This is a genomic window from Citrobacter sp. CK195, assembly GCF_030333365.1.
GTDB classification, from domain to species: Bacteria; Pseudomonadota; Gammaproteobacteria; order Enterobacterales; family Enterobacteriaceae; genus Citrobacter_B; species Citrobacter_B koseri.
In genome coordinates, this window is record NZ_JAOWGB010000025.1 from 589,405 (window position 1) to 609,734 (window position 20,330).

Annotated in this window: 17 protein-coding genes; 9 read left to right on the plus strand and 8 right to left on the minus strand. The window is 55.3% G+C overall.

From position 1 onward, the window contains the following. Positions 1-19: 19 nt before the first annotated feature. The 3 genes from gabD to glaH are packed head-to-tail and all read right to left on the minus strand — an operon-like array spanning position 20 to position 3,765. Positions 20-1,468, minus strand: a complete 1,449-nt coding sequence (gene gabD / locus OGX93_RS17025) for an NADP-dependent succinate-semialdehyde dehydrogenase (RefSeq protein ID WP_058667994.1) — start codon at positions 1,466-1,468, stop codon at positions 20-22. Between the two features lie 23 nt (positions 1,469-1,491). Next, entirely contained in the window at positions 1,492-2,760 is a 1,269-nt protein-coding gene (gene lhgD, locus OGX93_RS17030) for an L-2-hydroxyglutarate dehydrogenase (RefSeq protein ID WP_047461764.1), read from the minus strand. Positions 2,761-2,787: 27 nt separating this feature from the next. Further along, a complete protein-coding gene (gene glaH / locus OGX93_RS17035; RefSeq protein ID WP_200092771.1) occupies positions 2,788-3,765 on the minus strand; it encodes a glutarate dioxygenase GlaH in 978 nt (325 codons plus the stop codon). Between the two features lie 254 nt (positions 3,766-4,019). Here glaH and OGX93_RS17040 point away from each other — a divergent pair, with 254 nt between their 5' ends. Next, positions 4,020-5,495 (plus strand): alpha/beta hydrolase, encoded by a 1,476-nt coding sequence (locus tag OGX93_RS17040; protein WP_286448884.1) that lies wholly within the window; start codon positions 4,020-4,022, stop codon positions 5,493-5,495. Between the two features lie 36 nt (positions 5,496-5,531). Here OGX93_RS17040 and OGX93_RS17045 read toward each other — a convergent pair whose 3' ends face one another. From OGX93_RS17045 to OGX93_RS17055, 3 genes are read right to left on the minus strand one after another with little or no spacing between them, the layout of a single operon-like run. Then, complete coding sequence (locus tag OGX93_RS17045; protein WP_275055580.1) at positions 5,532-7,046, minus strand: tripartite tricarboxylate transporter permease; 1,515 nt, start codon at positions 7,044-7,046, stop codon at positions 5,532-5,534. A 10-nt stretch (positions 7,047-7,056) separates the two neighbouring features. Next, positions 7,057-7,491: a tripartite tricarboxylate transporter TctB family protein gene (locus OGX93_RS17050; RefSeq protein ID WP_175479745.1), complete on the minus strand. Its 435-nt coding sequence runs from the start codon at positions 7,489-7,491 to the stop codon at positions 7,057-7,059. An 11-nt stretch (positions 7,492-7,502) separates the two neighbouring features. Beyond that, on the minus strand, positions 7,503-8,480 hold the full coding sequence (locus tag OGX93_RS17055; protein ID WP_049010221.1) for a Bug family tripartite tricarboxylate transporter substrate binding protein: 978 nt from the start codon (positions 8,478-8,480) through the stop codon (positions 7,503-7,505). A gap of 152 nt (positions 8,481-8,632) precedes the next feature. Here OGX93_RS17055 and tctD point away from each other — a divergent pair, with 152 nt between their 5' ends. Continuing rightward, positions 8,633-9,307, plus strand: a complete 675-nt coding sequence (gene tctD, locus OGX93_RS17060; RefSeq protein ID WP_012134764.1) for a transcriptional regulator TctD — start codon at positions 8,633-8,635, stop codon at positions 9,305-9,307. Further along, positions 9,294-10,706: a sensor histidine kinase gene (locus OGX93_RS17065; RefSeq protein ID WP_047461775.1), complete on the plus strand. Its 1,413-nt coding sequence runs from the start codon at positions 9,294-9,296 to the stop codon at positions 10,704-10,706. Before tctD ends, OGX93_RS17065 begins: the two co-directional genes overlap by 14 nt. A 91-nt stretch (positions 10,707-10,797) precedes the next feature. On the opposite strand, the gene OGX93_RS17070 is transcribed toward OGX93_RS17065, so the two are convergent. Continuing rightward, positions 10,798-11,154, minus strand: coding sequence for a KPN_00521 family repetitive protein (locus OGX93_RS17070; protein ID WP_012134762.1), 357 nt, complete (start codon positions 11,152-11,154; stop codon positions 10,798-10,800). Positions 11,155-11,427: 273 nt separating this feature from the next. On the opposite strand from OGX93_RS17070, the gene OGX93_RS17075 reads away from it, so the two are divergent. Both OGX93_RS17075 and OGX93_RS17080 read left to right on the plus strand, forming a co-directional pair. Beyond that, a complete protein-coding gene (locus tag OGX93_RS17075; protein WP_012134761.1) occupies positions 11,428-12,729 on the plus strand; it encodes an AAA family ATPase in 1,302 nt (433 codons plus the stop codon). A gap of 15 nt (positions 12,730-12,744) precedes the next feature. Next, on the plus strand, positions 12,745-13,431 hold the full coding sequence (locus OGX93_RS17080) for an RloB family protein (protein WP_024130874.1): 687 nt from the start codon (positions 12,745-12,747) through the stop codon (positions 13,429-13,431). A gap of 126 nt (positions 13,432-13,557) precedes the next feature. Here OGX93_RS17080 and OGX93_RS17085 read toward each other — a convergent pair whose 3' ends face one another. Continuing rightward, entirely contained in the window at positions 13,558-14,391 is an 834-nt protein-coding gene (locus tag OGX93_RS17085; protein WP_047463948.1) for a MurR/RpiR family transcriptional regulator, read from the minus strand. A 213-nt stretch (positions 14,392-14,604) separates the two neighbouring features. Between OGX93_RS17085 and OGX93_RS17090 the strand changes: the two genes are divergently transcribed. The 4 genes from OGX93_RS17090 (at position 14,605) to OGX93_RS17105 (ending at position 20,318) form a co-directional block, all read left to right on the plus strand. Beyond that, positions 14,605-16,110 carry a CoA-acylating methylmalonate-semialdehyde dehydrogenase gene (locus OGX93_RS17090; protein WP_198448576.1) on the plus strand — a complete coding sequence of 502 codons (1,506 nt, stop codon included), beginning with the start codon at positions 14,605-14,607 and terminating at the stop codon, positions 16,108-16,110. A gap of 11 nt (positions 16,111-16,121) precedes the next feature. Continuing rightward, entirely contained in the window at positions 16,122-18,047 is a 1,926-nt protein-coding gene (gene iolD / locus OGX93_RS17095; RefSeq protein WP_286448826.1) for a 3D-(3,5/4)-trihydroxycyclohexane-1,2-dione acylhydrolase (decyclizing), read from the plus strand. Positions 18,048-18,362: 315 nt separating this feature from the next. Further along, the gene (gene iolG / locus OGX93_RS17100; RefSeq protein ID WP_200076272.1) at positions 18,363-19,349 is read left to right on the plus strand and encodes an inositol 2-dehydrogenase; all 987 of its coding nucleotides are present in this window, start codon (positions 18,363-18,365) and stop codon (positions 19,347-19,349) included. Between the two features lie 39 nt (positions 19,350-19,388). Beyond that, positions 19,389-20,318 (plus strand): substrate-binding domain-containing protein, encoded by a 930-nt coding sequence (locus OGX93_RS17105; protein WP_115608930.1) that lies wholly within the window; start codon positions 19,389-19,391, stop codon positions 20,316-20,318. Positions 20,319-20,330 lie beyond the last annotated feature (12 nt).

Genomic DNA, 20,330 nt, shown 5'->3' on the forward strand with positions numbered 1-20,330 from the left:
GTTCTCCAGTATTGTTTTTTTAAAGACCGATACACATGTATTTGATTTCTAAATAGTCTTCGATGCCGTACTTAGAACCTTCGCGGCCAAGACCGGAGGCTTTAATCCCGCCGAATGGCGCGACTTCGTTGGAGATAATGCCGGTGTTGATGCCGACAATGCCGTACTCCAGCGCTTCGCCGACGCGAAACACGCGGCTTAAATCGCGGGCGTAGAAATAGGCCGCCAGACCGAACTCGGTATCGTTCGCCTGCGCGATCGCGTCAGCTTCATCTTTAAAGCGGAATAGCGGGGCGAGGGGGCCGAACGTCTCTTCTTTAGCCACTTTCGCGTTATTGGGGACGTCCACCAGGATGGTGGGCTGGAAGAAGTTGCCGCCGAGCGCATGCGCCTTACCGCCGCAGAGCACTTTTGCGCCTTTCTCCAGCGCGTCGGCGATGTGTTCCTGCACTTTGGCTACCGCTTTTTCGTCAATCAGCGGCCCGGTGGTGACGTCCGCTTGCAGGCCGTCGCCGAGATGCAGCTTGCTCACCGCCTGCTGGAGTTTTTCCGCAAAGCGGTCATACACGCCGTCCTGTACATACAGGCGGTTAGCGCAGACGCAGGTCTGCCCGGCGTTGCGAAACTTAGAGGCCAGCGCGCCTTCCACGGCGTTATCCAGATCGGCGTCATCAAAGACGATGAACGGCGCGTTGCCGCCCAGCTCCAGCGACACCTTTTTGATGTCTTTCGCACACTGTTCCATCAGCTGACGGCCAATTTCGGTTGAGCCGGTAAACGACAGTTTGCGCACCAGCGGGTTGCTGGTCAGTTCATTGCCGACCGCTCCCGCAGAACCGGTGATGACGTTAAAGACGCCTGCGGGAACCCCGGCGCGGTTCGCCAGTTCAGCCAGCGCCAGGGCGGAAAACGGCGTCTGGCTGGCGGGTTTCAGAACCATCGTACAACCGGCCGCTAGCGCCGGGCCGGCTTTGCGGGTAATCATCGCCGAGGGGAAATTCCACGGCGTGATGGCGGCGGTAACGCCAATCGGCTGCTTGATAACGATCAGGCGCTTATCGGCCTGGTGGCCTGGAATCGTGTCGCCATAGATGCGCTTACCTTCTTCGGCAAACCATTCAATAAAAGAGGCGGCATAGCTGATTTCTCCTTTTGCTTCCGCCAGCGGCTTCCCCTGTTCCAGCGTCATCAGACGGGCGAGATCGTCCTGGTGCTCCATCATCAAATTGAACCAGCGACGCAGAATATTCGCCCGCGCTTTGGCGGTGAGCGCGCGCCAGGCGGGCAGCGCGCGGTTAGCGGCGTCAATGGCTTCGCGGGTCTCTTCTGCCCCCATTTTCGGTACGCTGCCTAACGGCTGGCCGTTCGCTGGGTTGGTTACGGCGATTGTGTCGCCGCTTCTGGCGTCGCGCCATTGCCCCTCAATAAACGCCTGCTGGCGGAACAAGGTGGGATCGTTAAGTTGCATGATTGCTTCCTGTCTTAAAAGGGTTAACGGGTGAATGCGGCGTTTAATGAGTCCACGCGACGCGCCGCACGTAGCGTGCGTCCGGGATGACTCTGGCTTGCCAGCAGCGTCTGCACTTTGCTGACGATATGCGCCCCGATGGGAATGGCTGATGTGGCCGCCGGAGAGGGCGCATTGCAGGTGTGAATGGATCGTGGCGTGGTAACAAACAGGAAATCGTCGATCAGCTTGCCATCCGGCGACACCGCCTGCGCCCGCACGCCAGCAGGCCACGGCTGCAAATCTTTTAAGGTCAGGCTGGGGCAATATTTTTGCACCAGCCGCAGATAGCCGCTTTTGCACAGTGAGTTCTTCATCTCGCCAAGCCCTGAGCGCAGATTGTTTTGCAGCACGCGGCGGATGCCGGACGAACCGAAAATTTCCAGCGTATCGGATAATGAAAAATCGCCTTTCCGGTAGCCTTCTCGTTTAAAAGCCAGCACGGCGTTAGGCCCGACGGTAACGCTGCCGTCGATCATCCGGGTGAGGTGGACGCCCAAGAACGGCATCGCCGGATCGGGAATGGGGTAGATCAAATGGTTAACGATTTGATTATGCTGCGACGCCAGGCGGAAATATTCGCCACGGAACGGGCAGATGATAAAACCGGGATCGACTCCCAGCATTTTAACCAGCCGGTCGGCCATCAGCCCGGAACAGCTAATCAGGGTTGAGGCTTCGTATATCTGCCCGCCCCGGGTTGTGATCACCACGCCCGCCGCATGTTCCTTCAGCGCGCTGACCTCCGCGTTGTAGACAATCTCACCGCCTTTGGCCTGGAAGATTTTCGCCATCGCCGCCGTCACGTCCCGGTAGCTGACAATTCCGCTGGAGGGGACAAAAATCCCGCCCAGACCGGTGATGTTCGGCTCCCGCTCCCGCAGTTCCGCCGCGCTTAACCACTCGCGTTCCAGGCCGTTTGCCGCCGTGCGATCCCACAGCGCCCGCATCCGCGTCATTTCCAGTTCGGATGTCGCCACCAGCATTTTTCCGCAGGTGTCGTAGCGAATGCCGTTTTGATCGCAAAAGGCTTTGGTGGCGCGATTTCCGGCGAGGCAAAACTGCGCTTTGAGGCTACCGGGAGTGTAGTAGACCCCGGCATGGATCACGCCGCTGTTGTGACCCGTCTGATGACAGGCCGGTTCGGACTCTTTTTCCAGCAGGGCGATGCTGGCGTCTGGATACACATCAATAAGCTGCATGGCGGTCGACATGCCGATAATGCCGCCGCCAATAATTACAAAATCATACATCCGCTCAATTCCTTCGTCTGACCGCGCTTATTGATGAGTTTGGTAGCAACGGGTGGAATAAGCGAAATAACCGCGCTGGCGCATCAGTTCACGGCGCAGATCCGGGTGTGGCGTAAAACGATCGCGCCCGTGCAGCCAGAACAGGTTGTTAATCAACAGGAATTTACCGACCGGCACCGGAACAGAGAGGATGTTTTTGCTGGTTTCCAGCGCATCGGAGAGATCGCTGAGCCAGACGCCCTCTTCAAAATCTTTTGGCTGGACGAACTGGTCGATATAGCGCATGACCGGGCGCCCCTGCTGGTCAACGTCAAATACCGGATGATAAACATCGTGGCTGACGTTTTTGCTCGGCGGCGCGGCAAAACGCATGGAGCGACGCGCCAGCGGGTGGCTGAAAAAGCGCTCCAGATGCTCCCAGTCATCAAGGTGTAGCAACAGTGAATTTCCGCCCGCCATATTTTGTTCGTCGATTTTCATCATCAGCACGTAGTCGGTAACTTCCTCAACGTAGGTGCCGTCGTTATGCAGCTCCATCACGCGGTGCGGTTGTCGCAGGTAGCTGTCTGAATTATCGACGTTCTTCACCACAAAGCGCGCGTAGTACTGGCCGCTCATCGCATCGTAATTAGAACGCCCGATAAGGTGCGCCACCGCCGTCGCCAGCTTGACCATCTCGTCAGCCTGTTCTACGTTGTCGATCCCTTCGGCGTTGATCAGCAGTGCGCCTTCGGCGCGGTTCAGCAGCGTTTTAATAAGCAGCGGCTGTAGCTGGTTGCCACATAAGGCGTCGAGGATCTGACCGACCTTAAAACGTAAAAAGGATTTGTATTCCAGCGCCTGTACCGGCCACTGTTCCACCTGCTGCAAAAATTGCGCCGTCGTTTTTGCGCTAAAGGTCAGTTCCAGCAGACGCGGCGACTGTACGGAAGGGGCGAAGGTAAATCCGGCGTCGCTGCGGGTGACACTATCAGCATTTGTTTTTACGGCGGTCAGTGCATTCATCAGAATCGATCCTCTCAGTAAATGGTCAGGGAGACATGGCGATGCTCATTTCGTAGCCATAAACTAAAAATATCTACATTTTTGATAAACGCATACAAAACTGACTATTTGTTTAATTTTTGTGATCAAAAGCAACAAATATTTAACATTATAAATATCAGGGATTAAGAAATGAGACAGGATTTACATCCGCAGCCTAAACTGATTCTGTTTGTGAAATAGCAGATGAGCGGGAGACAGGGATTAAGCCATTGATAAAAAATCTATTCCGACGCCTTAAATGGATGAGTACCGGACTGGCATCGCTCATCAGGCATGTGGCGTTGACGCTGCTTGTGGTTCTGATCGTTTTTCTTGGCGTGCGGGTTTACCAGACAGAAAGCGGGCCCGATCTTCATCTCTGGCATACCTGGACCGGTAGCGAAATGTCTGCCAACGCGCTGGATAAGGCCACTTTTTCGCAGTACCTGGCGCGGGAAGAGGCGCTGTTTAGCCATCTGAAAACCGGAGTGACGGATAAGCTGAAGCCGGATGAGCAGACGCCCATCAACCGTTTTTACCATAACAGCCGGGTCTGGCCGCCGCAGTTTTCGCCCAACGGCAATCGCTCGTACGTACTCATGCCGCAGGGTAAACCGCGTGGCGTTGCCGTGTTACTGCATGGCTTAACGGATTCGCCCTACAGCATGAAATACGTTGCTAAGGATTATCAGCAGCGTGGCTTTATCGCCATTGTGCCGCGTCTGCCTGGGCACGGCACTGCGCCCGGTGCGTTAACGGCGGTGGAGTGGGAACAGTGGCTTGCCGCCTCGCGGCTGGCGGTTCGGGAAGCGACGCGGCTTGCAGGGCGAGATGTGCCGTTGCATCTGGTGGGCTACTCAAACGGCGGGGCGCTGGCGCTCAAGTACACGCTGGACGCGCTGGAAGACAACACGTTGCGGCGTCCTCAGCAGCTTATCCTGCTGTCGCCGATGATCGGCGTGACGGCATTTGCTCGTTTTGCCGGACTGGCGGGTTTGCCTGCGCTCTTTCCGCCGTTTGCCAAAGCGGCGTGGTTGAACGTCACGCCAGAATATAATCCGTTCAAATATAACTCGTTTCCGGTTAACGCCGCGCGTCAGTCTTATCTGCTGACAAAAGCATTACAACAGCAGATTTCGCGGGATGCGCGAAGTTCCCGCCTTAACGAACTGCCGCCGGTGTTGACCTTCCAGTCAATTATGGATTCTACGGTGAGCACCCGTGCGGTGGTGGATTCGTTTTATCGTTATCTTGGCAATAACGGCAGTGAGCTGGTGTTGTTCGATATCAATCAGGCCGCCAGTCTGCGTCCGCTGTTGCGCACCTCATCGTATACCGCCATTACTCAGTTGTTACCGCCTGCGCCGCGCAACTATCGCACAACCATCATCACGAATGCGACGCCGGAAACGCTGAACGCCGTGGCGCGCGATACCCCGGCCGGGGAGCATGTGGAGCAGGTTCAGCCGTTGCCATTGGCCTGGCCGCAGGAGATGTATTCGCTGTCGCATGTGGCGGTGCCGTTTCCGCTCAGCGATTCGCTGTATGGTCTGCAACCGGACGAACTGAACCGCTATGGAATCAGTATCGGGACTATCGCGCTGCGCGGGGAAACGTCCACGCTGGCGGTGGGGCTGGATACGCTGATGCGCGTGACGTCGAATCCTTTCTTCCCGTATATGCTACAACGGATTGAGGCGCGACAGTGATGATTGCCGGATGGCGCAACACCATCCGGCAATCCGTTAGCCGATATCCACCTGCGGCTTGCTGTTGCGCTTGCGAATAAGGCGCAGCAGCGGCGGGATGACAATCACCGCCATCGCCATTGTCAGCAGCGCTTTCGTCACACCGCTCTCCCATAAAATCGCCATATTGCCGTTGCTGATAGAGAGCGCGCGGCGCAGGTTCTGCTCCAGCATTTCACCCAGCACAAAGCCGAGGATCAGCGGCGACATGGGGAAGTGCATTTTGCGCAGAATGTAGCCCAGTATGCCGAGCGCTACCATCAGCACCAGATCGAACGTGGTGCTGTGTACCGCGTACACGCCGACCGCAGACACGGCGGCAATCGCCGGGACAAGGAACCACAGCGGGATGGTCAGCATACGGGTGAACATGCCAATTAGCGGGATGTTCATGACCAGCAGCATCACGTTGGCGATCAGCAGCGCGGCGATCAGCCCCCAGACGATATCCGGCTGTTCGGTGAACATCGCAGGCCCTGGCGTGATGTTATACAGCGTCAGCGCTCCCATCATTACCGCCGTGGTGCCGGAACCTGGTACGCCGAGGGTCAGCATGGGGATGAATGAACCGCAGGCCGACGCGTTGTTAGCGGCTTCCGGTGCCGCCACGCCACGGATATCACCTTTACCGAAGCTGTCGCTGTTACCGCTGATCTTCTTCTCGGTCATGTAGGTGATGGCGCTGGCGATGGTGGCGCCTGCGCCCGGCAGCACGCCGACGAAGAAGCCAATCACCGATGAGCGTAACGTTGCGCCTACGCACTGCGCCCCTTCTTTGGCGTTAAACAACATGCGCCCGGTTTTGCGTACCAGTTTCTGGCCGCTGCTGGTATGTTCCAGCATTAATAGAATTTCTGAGACAGAGAACAAACCGATCACCACCACGATGAACTGCACACCGTCGGAGAGATGTACGCTGTCAAAAGTAAAGCGATAAACCCCGGTGTTGGCGTCTACGCCGACGGTCGCCAGACCCAGACCGATCAGCGCTGCCAGAAATGATTTCAGTGGATTTTGCGCCATCATGCTGCCGAGGCAGGCGATGGCAAAGACCATCAGCGCAAAGTATTCCGCCGGGCCAAACGCCAGCGACCATTGCGCCAGCAACGGCGCGAACAGGATGATCCCGCCGATGGCGATAAGCGATCCAAAAAATGAACTGACCGCCGAGATGGAAAGCGCGACGCCGCCGCGCCCCTGTTGCGCCATCGGATAACCGTCGAGCGCGGTCATGATCGCCGCCGCATCGCCGGGCACGTTGAGCAGAATCGACGAAATACGCCCGCCGTATTCACAGCCGATATAAACCGTAGCCAGCAGGATCAGCGCGGACTCCGCAGGCAGATGCAGGGCGAAAGCCAGCGGCAGTAAAATCGCCACGCCGTTAATCGGGCCAAGACCCGGCAGCAGGCCGACAATGGTGCCGACGAAGCAGCCGATCAGCGCGATTACCAGGTTTTCCGGCGTCATTGCCACCGCAAAACCCTGAGAAAGATATATCCAGGTATCCATCGTTTCTCCGTTAACTCAGCCAGGCGCCGAGAGGTAAGGTGACGTCAAGCAGACGGTCGAAGGCATACCACAGCAGGATGCCGAGAACCGCGCCGGAAATGCCCGCAGCCGGGATTGTTGCGCCGAACAGAATGCCGATGACCAGGGTGAGAATGGCGGTGGCAATCGGGAAGCCCAGCCACTCAAATCCCCAGGCGTACATCAGCAGGACAATCACCATCGTGAGCAGCTTTTGCAGCACATGGTGGTGAGGCCAGCTAACGGTATCGGGATGACGCAATAACAGCGCCAGCGCGCAGAGCGCCATCAGACCGATAATGCCCAGCGGAAACGGGCGAGGGCCGACCGGTTCGTAGCTGTATTCACTCTGAATCTGCCAGGCGATGAACAGCCCGGCAACGCAGAGCAACAGCCAGATACCTGCAAAAATACGATCGCTCATGATTGCCTCCAGGTTTATTTCGCGAGGCCGAAGGCTTTCGCCTGCTCGCGGTAATCGGCGACCTGCTTTTTGACGTAGTCGTCAAGCTGCTTGCCGGTCATGTCGAATGCAAACAGGCCGCGCAACTCACGCTGCTTTTTAAACTCGTCGGTCTGCTGGAGCTTTTTGAAGGTCTCTACCCACCACTGGTAGTCGGCATCGCTGACTTTTGGCCCCACGTAGAAGCCGCGAATGATCGGCCAGACCAGGTCGTATCCTTGCTCTTTGGCGGTCGGGACGTTGGCTAACTGACCCGGCAGGCGTTCTTCAGAAAATACCGCCAGCACGCGAATTTTATCGCCGCTCAGGTAAGGCACCATTTCACTGAGATCGCCGGAAACCACCTGCACATGGTTGCCCATCAGCGCAGTGACCGGCTCGCCGCCGCCTTCAAACGCCACGTAGCGCATCTTGTGCGGATCGACATTGGCCTTTTGCGCCAGCAGCGCCGACTTCATCCAGTCCTGGCTGCCAATCGATGCGCCAGCGCCAATCACCACGCTGTCAGGATTTTTCTCCATCGCGGCGAGCAGATCTTTTAGCGACTTCCACGGGGAGTCGGCGCGCACGGCGATCATGCCGTAATCAGTACCGGCGCTCGCCAGCCAGCGCACGTCATCCACGCCGTAACGACCAAATTTCCCCTGCGACAGATTAAGCAGCGAGCCGCCGGAGAAGGCGACGACCGTCCCCGGTTCGCCAGGACGCTGGGCGACGATAGCGTTATAGGCGACCGCGCCGACGCCGCCCGGCATGTAGGTGACGCGCATCGGTTTTTCGATAGCGCCGGTTTCCATCATGCTCACCTGAATTAGCTTACAGGTGAGGTCAAACCCGCCGCCGGGTTTGGCCGGGGCGATACACTCAGTACGCGACGGCGCGTCCTGCGCCAGCACAGCGGTGCTCATCAGTAAAACGCTGGCAGTAAGGGCACGAAGTAATTGTTTTTTCATTGTTTATCCTCACGCGGACGTCCGAGTTTTCAGATACGGAAGAAGATTTTTGTGATTATGTGAGCCGACATGTAGCAGTTCGGTTGCGTGATTGTTAAAACAATAACCTTTCAATTCCCTTTCAATGCGGCAGAAACTTTACAGGATGTGATATGCGTCTCTTATTAGCGGAAGATAACCGTGAACTGGCTCACTGGCTGGAAAAAGCGCTGGTGCAGAACGGTTTTGCCGTGGACTGCGTATTTGATGGCCAGGCGGCCGATCATCTTCTGCACACTGAAACCTATGCGCTGGCGGTGCTCGACATCAACATGCCGGGGCTGGACGGACTGGAAGTGGTGCAGCGCCTGCGCAAGCGTGGACAAACGCTGCCAGTGCTGCTGCTGACGGCGCGCAGCGCGGTGGCGGATCGGGTGAAAGGGCTGAACGTCGGAGCGGATGACTATCTGCCAAAACCGTTTGAGATTGAAGAACTTGATGCGCGGCTGCGGGCATTACTGCGGCGCAGCGCAGGTCAGGTGCAGGAGTTACAGCAGCTTGGCGATCTGGCGTTTCACGATGAAGGTTACTTTTTGCTTCAGGCGCAGCCGCTGGCGCTGACCCCGCGTGAGCAGGCGTTGCTGACGGTATTGATGTACCGCAGAACGCGACCGGTGTCGCGCCAGCAGCTGTTTGAACAGGTCTTCAGCCTGAGCGATGAGGTCAGCCCGGAGAGCATCGAACTCTATATCCATCGTCTGCGGAAAAAATTACAGGGCAGTAACGTGCGGATCACCACCCTGCGTGGGCTGGGTTACGTGCTGGAGTGCGGCGATGAGGTGGGCTAAACCCCAGTCGCTGTACTTGCAACTGTTGCTGTTCCTCGGATTGCCGCTGGTGCTGCTGTGGGGATTGTCGGCATTTAACAGCTACGTTAGCGCGTTACAGGCGGCGACGCAGGCCTACGACAGGACGCTGCTCTCTTCTGCGAGAACGGTGGCGGAACGGCTGGTGGTGCGCCACGACAAACTGGAGGTGAATGTCCCCTGGGTGGTGCTCGACAGCTTTGAACTCAACATGAACGACCGTCTCTATTACAAAGTCGTGGACCCGGGCGGCAAGGTGATCTCCGGTTATGACGATCTGCCCGCGATGCCGCCTTCCACCTCGCGAACCCGGCTCTACCCGGCGCTGGCGTGGTTTTATCACACCCAGTATCGCGGACAGGCGATCCGCGTGGCGCGTCTGCTCCAGCCGGTAAATGAAGGGGCGATATTCGGGATGGCGGAGATCTACGTTGCCGAGACGCTACAGTCCCGGCGCTATCTGGCCGGGCAACTGCTGTTCTCCTCATGGGTGTCGCAAGGGCTGCTGGTGCTGCTGACATTGATTCTCGTTGGCTGGCTGCTGCGACGCATTCTGAAGCCGATGCGCCAGCTCTCCTCGCTGATGGTGCGTCGTGAACCGGGCTTGCTGACGCCCTTGCCGGAACTGTTGCCCTGGTCAGAGACCCGGCTGCTGATCGTCGCCTTTAACCGCTACATTGATCGCCTGCGCGCGCTGATCTCCCGTCAGGAACGCTTTAGCGCCGATGCGTCCCATCAGTTAAAAACGCCGCTGGCCGTGTTGAAAACGCAGGCGGCGGTGGCGTTAGCCAGTCAACAGCCGCAGCAGTGGCACGAAAGTTTACGGGCGATGAGCGCGACGCTGGATAGCACGATTTTGCTGACGGAGCGGCTGTTGCAACTGTCGGCGGTGAAACGTAAAGAGCAGGGGGAGCGACAGTTCTTGCCGGTTAATCTGTATGAGGTGGTGCAGATGAGCTGTTTTAGCCGTCTGGCGCAGGCGCGCAGCAAGGCTATCGATCTGGGGTATGAAGGTGAGCAAGAGGCGGTGTGGATTGAAGGGGATGACGTTTTGCTCGGCGAGCTGTGCGCGAATTTGCTGGATAATGCGCTGAAATATACGCCGTCGCAGGGAACGGTAACGGCACGGCTATTGCGGGATGGCGAGGCTGTTGTGCTGGTGGTGGAAGACAATGGGCCAGGGATTGACGCTGAGCAGATCCCGCAGGCGCTGATGCCGTTTCATCGGCTTGCTAACGTGGGGAATGAGAGCGGGGCGGGGATCGGTCTGGCGCTGGTTAACGACATTGCCCGCCTGCACCGTACCCATCCACAGCTGTCGCGCAGTGAAACGCTGGGCGGTCTGCGTGTGCGGGTACGGTTTTTAACGACGGCGCAGTAAATAAAAAGGTCATCACCGCAGGCCGGATAAAGGGTGATTCGCAGGAATAAAAAAAGCCGCATTAGCGGCTTTTTTCTCATGTCAGGCAAAATTATTCGCTGACTTTTTTCTCAAGTTCTGCTGCGCCTTCTTTGGTTTTGTTCCAGCCTTTCTCAGCACCTTCTTTCGTGGCATTCCAGCCTTTTTCGGTGCCTTCTTTGGTCTTATTCCAGGCCTTCTGCGAGCCTTCACTCACTTTACTGCTCAGGTTGTCGCTTTTACCTTCAGCGGCATGTTCAGATTTCAGTTTCAGCTCTTCACCCTGATTCTGCGCCTGGTGCAGTTTCTCTTTGGCGGTATTTGCGCTTTCATGAGCGGCTGCAACGTCGTTATCGGTCGCGTGTGTGGTCGCAGCAAAAACAGGGGAAGCCAGCAGAAGTGCAGATAAGGCGATCATTGTTTTTTTCATAAGAACCTCGCTTAACGTTATCAGTTATATGCGTGGTTAAGCATGACACGGCAGAAAGGCGGTGGCTTTAGGAATAAACTGTAATTGAATCAATGAGGTCTGGCGGCGGGAGAGACGGGGGCTCCGTAGGGGGTCGTGAATATTGTAGAAACTGCCGTGATAAGCGGTCATATGGGTTGACAATCAGACAACGTTGATCTGGCAATCGGGAAGGTTGCGTGATAGGCTTTAACCGGAAAATTTGTGATTTTTTCACAAAAAAAGGAGTTATAAATGCTTATTGAATTTTCAGTGCAGAATTTTAAAGTTTTTAGCCAAAAACAAACTTTATCGATGGCTGCTAAAAAATCTTATAAAGAGCATCCAGAGACGACGGCAACAGCTGAGCATTTTGATGATCTGCTGATTAATAAGGTCGCAGTAATTTATGGTGCTAACGGCGCAGGCAAAAGTAGTTTTGTTGAAGCTTTAGATTTTCTGCAATCCTATATCCTTAGAGGGTTTGCTGATAGTTCACAGAATGATTCAATAAGAACGCGGTTTATCGACAGAGAAATACCTAAATTTATTTTTGATGAGGAACAGTTAACCGCGCCTACTGATTTTGAGATCAGTTTTATCGGCACGACCGGTGAACGATATCAGTATACGTTATCTATCGGTACAGACGCGATAGAAGCTGAAGGTTTATGGGTTTACTCAAAAAAAGGGGTAAGACCAAAGACGATTATCTCCAGAGTATATAATGCTGAAACCAATGAGTTCGAATACTACTGCCCATCGTTGCAGATAGATAAAAAAACGTATGAAGTGGCGATAGAAAAAGCCAATAACAGCAAACGCTCGCCATTCGTATCCATTCTGCATGCTTATGATGTCTCACAACTGGATGAGTTTATTAACTGGTTCAGAGGCGATTTAATTGTATCCAGTAATCGCAATGATGATGTTTTCCGAATGGCATCCAGATACTCTTTTTTAGACGATCTGGCTGATGGCGATGAACAGAAAAAAAATAAAATACTTGAGTTTTTAAACAAGTTTGATCTTTCTATTTCTGATATTTCGGTAACGAAAAAGAATGTGACGTTACCTGATGAGATGCCAGAAGAAATGAAAAAAATGATATTGAGCGATGTCGGTTTTCAAATTGTCTTAGAACATACGACGTCCAGCGGTATCAAGAAAAACATCCCTTATGAAAGATTATCTTCGGGAACGAAGAAGTTATTCGATCTATCAGGCATTCTGTTACTGTGCTGTGAGGCCGGTGAAAAAAGCGTACTGGTTCTTGATGAGTTTGAATCATCGCTCCACCCTTATATCGTCAGAGCGATTTTTGAGTTAATGGTCAAACACTCTGAACGTCTTTTGCAGCTGATTCTCACAACGCATTCAAACGTTCTATTAGATACGGAAAAACTCGTCAGACGGGATCAAATATGGTTCCTGGAGAAAAATAGCGAGCTTGAAACCGTGCTTTATCCACTGAGCGATTTTGCCCCCAGGTTTGAGGACTCTATTATAAAAGGCTGGGATTTGGGTAAATTTGGTGGCGTTCCTTTTTTGGGGTGAATGATGGCCAGGAAAATGAAAGAGTTAATTTCTCCTTCTGCATTGAAAAAACGAGGCAGCGGTAAAGTTAAATCTGAACGTAAGAAAACCCTGATCGTTTGCGAAGGTACGGAGACCGAACCAACCTATTTTAAGGATATGGTTAAAGACCTTAAAATAGCGAATACAGACGTTTATATTGAACCTGGGCGCCATTCAAACCCAAGTAGCGTTGTACGCACCGCCATTGATCTTTATGAGCAGGATCTTGAATTTGAGTTGATCTATTGCCTAATTGATACGGATGAGTTTGGGAAAGATATTGACCTGGCATCCAGTATGTTAAAAGAACATACTTTTTCACGGCGTAAAAAGTCCCTTGGTGGCGACCGGTATCCTCAGGCGAAGATCCTGCGTTCTGATCCCTGCATCGAGGTCTGGTTTTTACTCCATTATGAAGTGTTAAGACGGCCATTTGTTAAAGCAAATAAAAGCGCGGCACAGAACTGCAAGGAATACCTTAAAAATACGCATTTGAAAGATTATAGCGAAAAGTATAATGGACTCTATAGCCTAATAAAGAAAAATGGTCTTAAGGCGTGTGAGGAAAGCGCCAGGCTCAGAGCATGGCTTGAGAAGAACGATTGTATCAATCCGTTTACGCAGATTGATGAGTTATATCTGGATTTACATGAAAAAGTTTTCGCGCCAGCGAAAAGATAAATAAAGAGTAACACTACACACGAAAAGCATTGCGTTTGTGCCCCTGTAAAGGGGCATTTTGAATTAACGCATGATCAAAAAATAACGCTATTTTAAGCAATATTATCTTCGTCCACGCCTTAACGATTATTTATGACTGTTTCCCTGCCTGTAAGCCAGAGCGACAACCAATGACTGCACCAGACAAAGCGTCGCGGATTGTGAGCGAAAAGCGTCTACCTGCGCCTCTTTGACTACAAAGCAGAGATCGCTGAAGGTCGCCAGTGGGCTTATCTGACTGTCGGTAATGACAATTTGCTTTGCGCCGACGCTGGCTGCGGTTTCGCTGACCATGACCGTCTCTTCTGCGTAAGGGGAAAAGCTGATGGAGATAACGATATCGCGACTCTTGATTCGGCTGATTTGCTCTCGCAGCATCCCCCCCATGCCATCAAGCAGTATTGGGCGGCATTCAAGGTGGCTGAGCGCGTAAGTCAGATAGGCGGCCACGCTAAAAGAGCGCCGCAGGCCTGCGATATAAATCGTGTCGGCCTCCGCCAGTAATTGAACGGCGCGTTGCAGCATGTCGGGATCGGTACGCGACGCCAGCTGTTGCAGCGCCTGAGCATTCGAACGGGCAAATTCTTGCAGGATGTCTAACGGCGTTTCCGGTACGGATTCGCTCTCCATCTCTCTGAACAGCCGCGCGCGATCGCTGTAGCTGGCCGTTTCTTCCACCAGGTTCATACGAAACAGTTGTTTCATTTCGTTGAAACCGGTGAAGTCAAACGCGTTGGCGAAACGGATAAGCGTCGATGGCGGCACGTCCGCCCGTTCGGCGATGACGGCGACGGTATCGAACGCTACGCTGTTAGTGTTATCCAGCACATAGCGGGACACCTGCTGCAATCGTTTACTGAGACTATCGTAACGGTCGCGAATTTGCTGCTGTAGCTCGCTCAGACTGGATGCTGTCGTCATGTTATCCCCCATACTTAGTTTTCTGATTCTAAACGCAAAACCGTACATTTTAAATGTTAGTGATACATCCGGCCCGGCGATGCAGCCTGTTAACATAAAAATCCATTCCTGATCACAATAATCAATATTTATTTTATTTCAACTTAAAATAGAACGTTTGTTTCATATACAGTGTTCGGGTAACAGTCACGTATTAACAGCGAGAGGTTCAGGATGGAGACGGTAGCGAATTTTATTCACGGCGAATGTGTTACGGGCTCAGGCCAGCGCGTTCAGGCGATCTTCAACCCCGCCACGGGCGAGCAAATTCGTCAGGTGGTGATGAGCACGGCGCAGGAAACGGAGCGAGCCATTGCCGCTGCGCAGCAGGCGTTTGCCGCCTGGTCAAGGCAGTCGCCGCTGAAACGCGCGCGAGTGCTGTTTCGTTTTAAAGCGCTGCTGGAGCAGAACATGGATTCGCTCGCCCGGCTGGTCAGTGAAGAACATGGCAAAGTGTATTCTGATGCGGTGGGCGAACTGACGCGCGGTCTGGAAGTGGTCGAGTTTGCCTGCGGCATTCCACACCTGCAAAAAGGCGAACATTCGGCGAATGTCGGCACCGGCGTTGACAGCCATTCACTGATGCAGCCCCTGGGCGTGTGCGCCGGGATCACCCCGTTCAACTTCCCGGCGATGGTGCCGATGTGGATGTTCCCCATCGCGCTGGCTACCGGCAATACCTTTGTGCTTAAGCCGTCGGAAAAAGATCCCTCGCTGCCGCTTGCGCTGGCAAAACTGCTGAAAGAGGCCGGTCTGCCGGATGGCGTTTTTAACGTTGTGCAGGGCGATAAAGAAGCGGTGGATGTTCTGCTGACCGATCCGCGCGTTCAGGCCGTCAGTTTTGTCGGCTCGACGCCGATTGCAGAATATATTTATCAGACGGCGTCGGCGCACGGCAAACGCTGTCAGGCGTTGGGCGGGGCGAAAAACCACTGCATTCTGATGCCGGACGCCGACATGAATATGGCAACCAATGCGATTATGGGCGCGGCGTATGGTGCGGCGGGCGAGCGCTGTATGGCGCTCTCCGTGGTGCTGGCGGTGGGGGATAACACGGCGGACGAACTTTGCGCGCGGCTGGAAACGCAGATCGCCGCGTTACGCGTTGGGCCGGGGCTTGATCAAACGCCGGAAAATGAGATGGGGCCGCTGATCTCCGCCGCACATCGCAGTAAAGTGCTGGGCTATATCGACAGCGGCGAGGCGCAGGGCGCGCGGCTGCGGGTGGATGGTCGCGGCTTTAGCGTGAAGCGCCACGAGCAGGGCTTTTTCGTCGGGCCGACCTTGTTTGATAACGTCACGCCTGAGATGACGATTTACAAAGAAGAGATCTTTGGCCCGGTACTCTCCGTGGTGCGGGTGAAGGATTACGCCAGCGCGGTGGATCTGATTAATCGCCACGAATATGGCAACGGGACGGCGATCTTTACCCGCGACGGCGGCTGCGCGCGTCGTTTCTGTGAAGAGGTGCAGGCCGGGATGGTCGGCGTTAACGTGCCGATTCCGGTGCCGATGGCGTTCCACAGCTTCGGCGGCTGGAAACGGTCTATTTTTGGTCCGCTTAACGTTCATGGTAATGACGGCGTGCGTTTTTATACCCGCATGAAAACCGTTACCGCCCGCTGGCCGGAGATGCAGCAGGATAGCGGCGCCGCGTTCTCCATGCCAACGCTGGGCTGACGGAGGGACTTATGACAACCGTACGTATGACCATGGCGCAGGCGCTGGTCAAGTTTCTCAATCAACAGTACGTCGATGTAGACGGGCAGGAGATGCCGTTCATCGAAGGCGTGGCGACCATCTTCGGCCACGGTAACGTACTCGGCATCGGGCAGGCGCTGGAGCAGGACGCCGGGCATTTGCGGGTGCATCAGGGCTGTAATGAACAGGGAATGGCGCACATGGCGACAGGGTTCGCGAAACAGCACCGTCGCCAGCGCATTTACGCCGTCACCTCTTCGGTAGGGCCCGGCGCGGCTAATATGGTGACGGCGGCGGCCACGGCGACGGCGAACCGTATTCCGCTGCTGCTGTTGCCGGGCGATATCTACGCCAGCCGCCAGCCGGACCCGGTATTACAGCAAATCGAGCAGTACCACGATCTCAGTATCAGCACCAACGACTGCTTTCGCCCGGTTTCGCGCTACTGGGATCGTATCAACCGCCCGGAACAGTTGATGAGCGCGATGCTTAACGCCATGCGCACCCTGACCGATCCGGCTGATACCGGCGCGGTGACGATCTGTTTACCGCAGGATGTGCAGGGCGAAGCCTGGGATTACCCGCAGAGTTTCTTTGTCCGTCGCGTTCACCATATTGAAAGACGACCGCCGGACCCACACCGGCTGGCGCAGGCGCGGGCGCTGATTGCCCGTAAACGCCGCCCGCTGGTGGTTTGCGGCGGCGGGGTGCGTTATTCCGGCGCGCACGACGCGTTTCGTCAGTTTGTGGAAAACCTGCACCTGCCGTTTGCGGAAACCCAGGCCGGGAAAGGCGCGCTGGTCAGCGACCATCCGCTGAATCTGGGCGGTATTGGCGTTACCGGCGGGCTGGCGGCAAACCAGCTTGCGCCGCAGGCCGATCTGGTTATCGGCGTCGGCACGCGTCTGACCGATTTCACCACCGGTTCGAAAGCGCTGTTTGCACACCCGGACGTAGAATTTCTCCTGCTGAATGTCGCCGAGTTCGATGCCCTCAAACTGGACGCCACGGCGCTGGTGGCCGATGCCCGCGCTGGTCTGACGGCGCTGACGGAAGGGCTTCAGGATTATCGCAGCGGCTGGGGAGACGAGGTGGCGCAGGCGAAATCGGCCTGGGACGAGGAGTGCCACCGGCTGTGGTCTCGCCAGTGGCGCCCGGATGACGCGCCGGAAATTGCCGGGCACCTTGATGCGCAACTGGCGGAATACAGTGAAGCGCTGAACACGCGGCTGACTCAGACTCGCGTTCTGGGGATTATCAACCAGCACATTGAGGATGACGCCATTGTGGTCGGCGCGGCGGGATCGCTGCCGGGCGATTTGCAGCGTCTCTGGCAGGTGAAAACGCCCGACAGCTACCACCTGGAGTACGGCTATTCCTGTATGGGGTATGAAATTGCGGCCGCGCTTGGGGCGAAACTCGCGAAGCCGCAGCAGCCGGTCTATGCGATGGTGGGCGACGGTTCGTACATGATGCTGCATTCCGAGCTGCAAACGGCGGTGCAGGAGGGGATAAAAATCACCATCCTGCTGTTTGATAACGGCGGGTTTGGCTGCATCAATAACCTGCAAATGGGGCATGGGATGGGCAGTTTTGGCACCGAGAATCGCGCCCGTCAACCACAATCCGGTCAGTTGGACGGCCCGCTGGTGGCGGTTGATTTCGCCCAAAATGCGCAAAGCTACGGCTGCCGGGCGTGGCGGGTACATGATGAGCAGAGCCTGCTGACGGCGCTGGAGGCGGCGCGCGCGCATCCGGGGCCGACGCTGCTGGATATTAAAGTGCTGCCAAAAACGATGACTCACGATTACGCCTCATGGTGGCGCACCGGCGATGCGCAGGTGGCCGATTCACCGTCGGTGCGAAAAGCCGCCGAGCAGACGTTCGATCAGGTGAAAAAGGCGCGTCAGTATTGAGTGAGTAATGCCGGATGGCGCTAACCCGTAAGCCGGATAAGGCGTTCGCGCCGCCATCCGGCAACCTGCGACAACGAAATTTTCATTTCATTTTTCCTGTTTTTTCATTCCTCGCCCTCTTTCTGAATGAAAGGGGGCCAATTTCTGCATCTTCTCCATCGTTGTGTTGTGAGATTGATAACAAAATTTACCTCAATCATCACAAGAATGTTAACTTGCGCGCAAAAACATAATTTTCACTATTTATAAAAATGAAATAAATGTTTTATTTAAGGGGTCGTTAGTTCACCGCATTCACCAACACCGGGAGCCGTTATGTTTAACATTGCTTTACTGGGAGCTGGCCGAATTGGTCAGGTACATGCCGCTAACATCGCAACCCACAAAGAGACTACCCTGTGGTCTGTCGTTGATCCGAACGAGACCTTTGCCTCCCGCCTGGCTACGCAATATCAGGCCCGTCAGCAAAGTCTTGATGAGGCGATGACCGATCCTGATGTTCATGCCGTGCTGATTGCCTCCGCCACGGATACCCATGCCGATTTGATTGAACTGGCCGCCCGCCACGGCAAAGCCATTTTCTGTGAAAAGCCCGTACATCTTGATCTTGCCCGCGTGTGCGACTGCCTGAAAGTGGTCAAAGAGTTCGACGTACCGCTGTTTATCGGCTTTAACCGTCGTTTCGACCCACAGTTCCGCCGCGTTAAAACCGAAGCGCAGAGCGGGCGCATCGGCAAGCCGGAATCATTGCTGATTATCTCCCGCGATCCTTCTCCGCCGCCTGCGGAATATGTGCGCGTCTCCGGCGGGATGTTCCGCGATATGACCATCCACGATTTCGATATGGCGCGTTTCATCATGGGGGAAGAGCCTGTTTCGGTCTACGCCCAGGGAAGCAATCTGGTCGATCCGGCAATTGGCACGGCAGGCGATATCGACACCGCGTTTATCGTGCTCAAGTATGCCTCCGGCGCGCTGGCGACCATCGTTAACAGCCGTCGCTCGTCTTATGGCTATGACCAGCGTCTGGAACTGCACGGTTCCGAAGGTCTGCTTACGGCGGGCAATATTCTCGAAAACCAGGTGCAGCACTTTGGCCAGAACGGCTGCACCAGCGCGCTGCCTGAGCATTTCTTCCTGCAACGTTATCAGGCTGCCTATGCCGCCGAGTGGGAGCACTTTGTCGCCATCTTGCGCGGCGAGGCAGTGCCGGAGTGCAGCGGTGATGACGGTGAGCGTGCGCTGTATCTGGCTGATAAAGCGCTGGAGTCATTGCACAGCCAGCGTGAAGTTCTCCTCTGATTTTCCATAACAACACACCCTACACAGAGAGACATAACAATGAAAAAGCTGATTTTAGCCGCCTTCATCGCCATGACAGCCGGGGCGGCAATGGCCGAGAACGAACAAATTGTTTTTAGCACGCCGAACCTGGCAATGCCGTTTGAAGTTCACATGCAGCGCACGGCGGTGAAAGCCGCGAAAGAGATGGGCGTCAGCCTACAGGTTCTGGACGGGCAGGGAAGTTCGCCGAAGCAGGTTGCCGATCTGGAAAACGCCATCACCCGTGGCGCCCAGGGATTCATCGTCTCCCCGAATGATGTCAACGCAGTTTCCAGCGCGGTGGATGAGATTCAGGACGCTAATCTGCCGGTGGTGACGCTCGATCGCTCCGTCGATAGCCAGAAGCAGGTTCCGCATTTTGGCGCGAACAACTACAAGGGCGGCCAGGCCATTGGCGACTTTGTCAAAAGCAAATTTCCTGACGGCGCGGACATTGTGCTGCTGACCGGCCAGCCGGGGTCTTCTTCCAATATTGAACGCACCAAAGGCATTCGCGACAGCCTGAAGGCGGGGGGCGATACGTACCGCATTGTTGCTGACCAGACCGGTAACTGGATGCGTTCGGAAGGAATGCGCATTGTTGAAAGCGTGCTGCCGTCGTTGAAAAAACGTCCGCAGGTCATCCTCTCCGCCAACGATGATATGGCGCTGGGCGCGATTGAAGCGTTGCAGGGGCAGGGGGTGAAACCGGGCGAAATTCTGGTGACGGGATTTGACGCGGTGCCGGAAGCGCTGGCGCGGGTGCGCGACGGCTGGATGGCGGCGACGGCGGATCAGCGTCCGGGTTTCGCGGTACAGACGGCGATGAGCCAACTGGTTGCGAACGTGCGTGAGAAGAAAGCCATCACCGGTGCGGATTATCCGCCGACGTTAATCACCAAAGAGAACCTGCAACAGGCCGAGCGTATCGGCGAAGCCGGTAACTGATTTGCCCGGAGC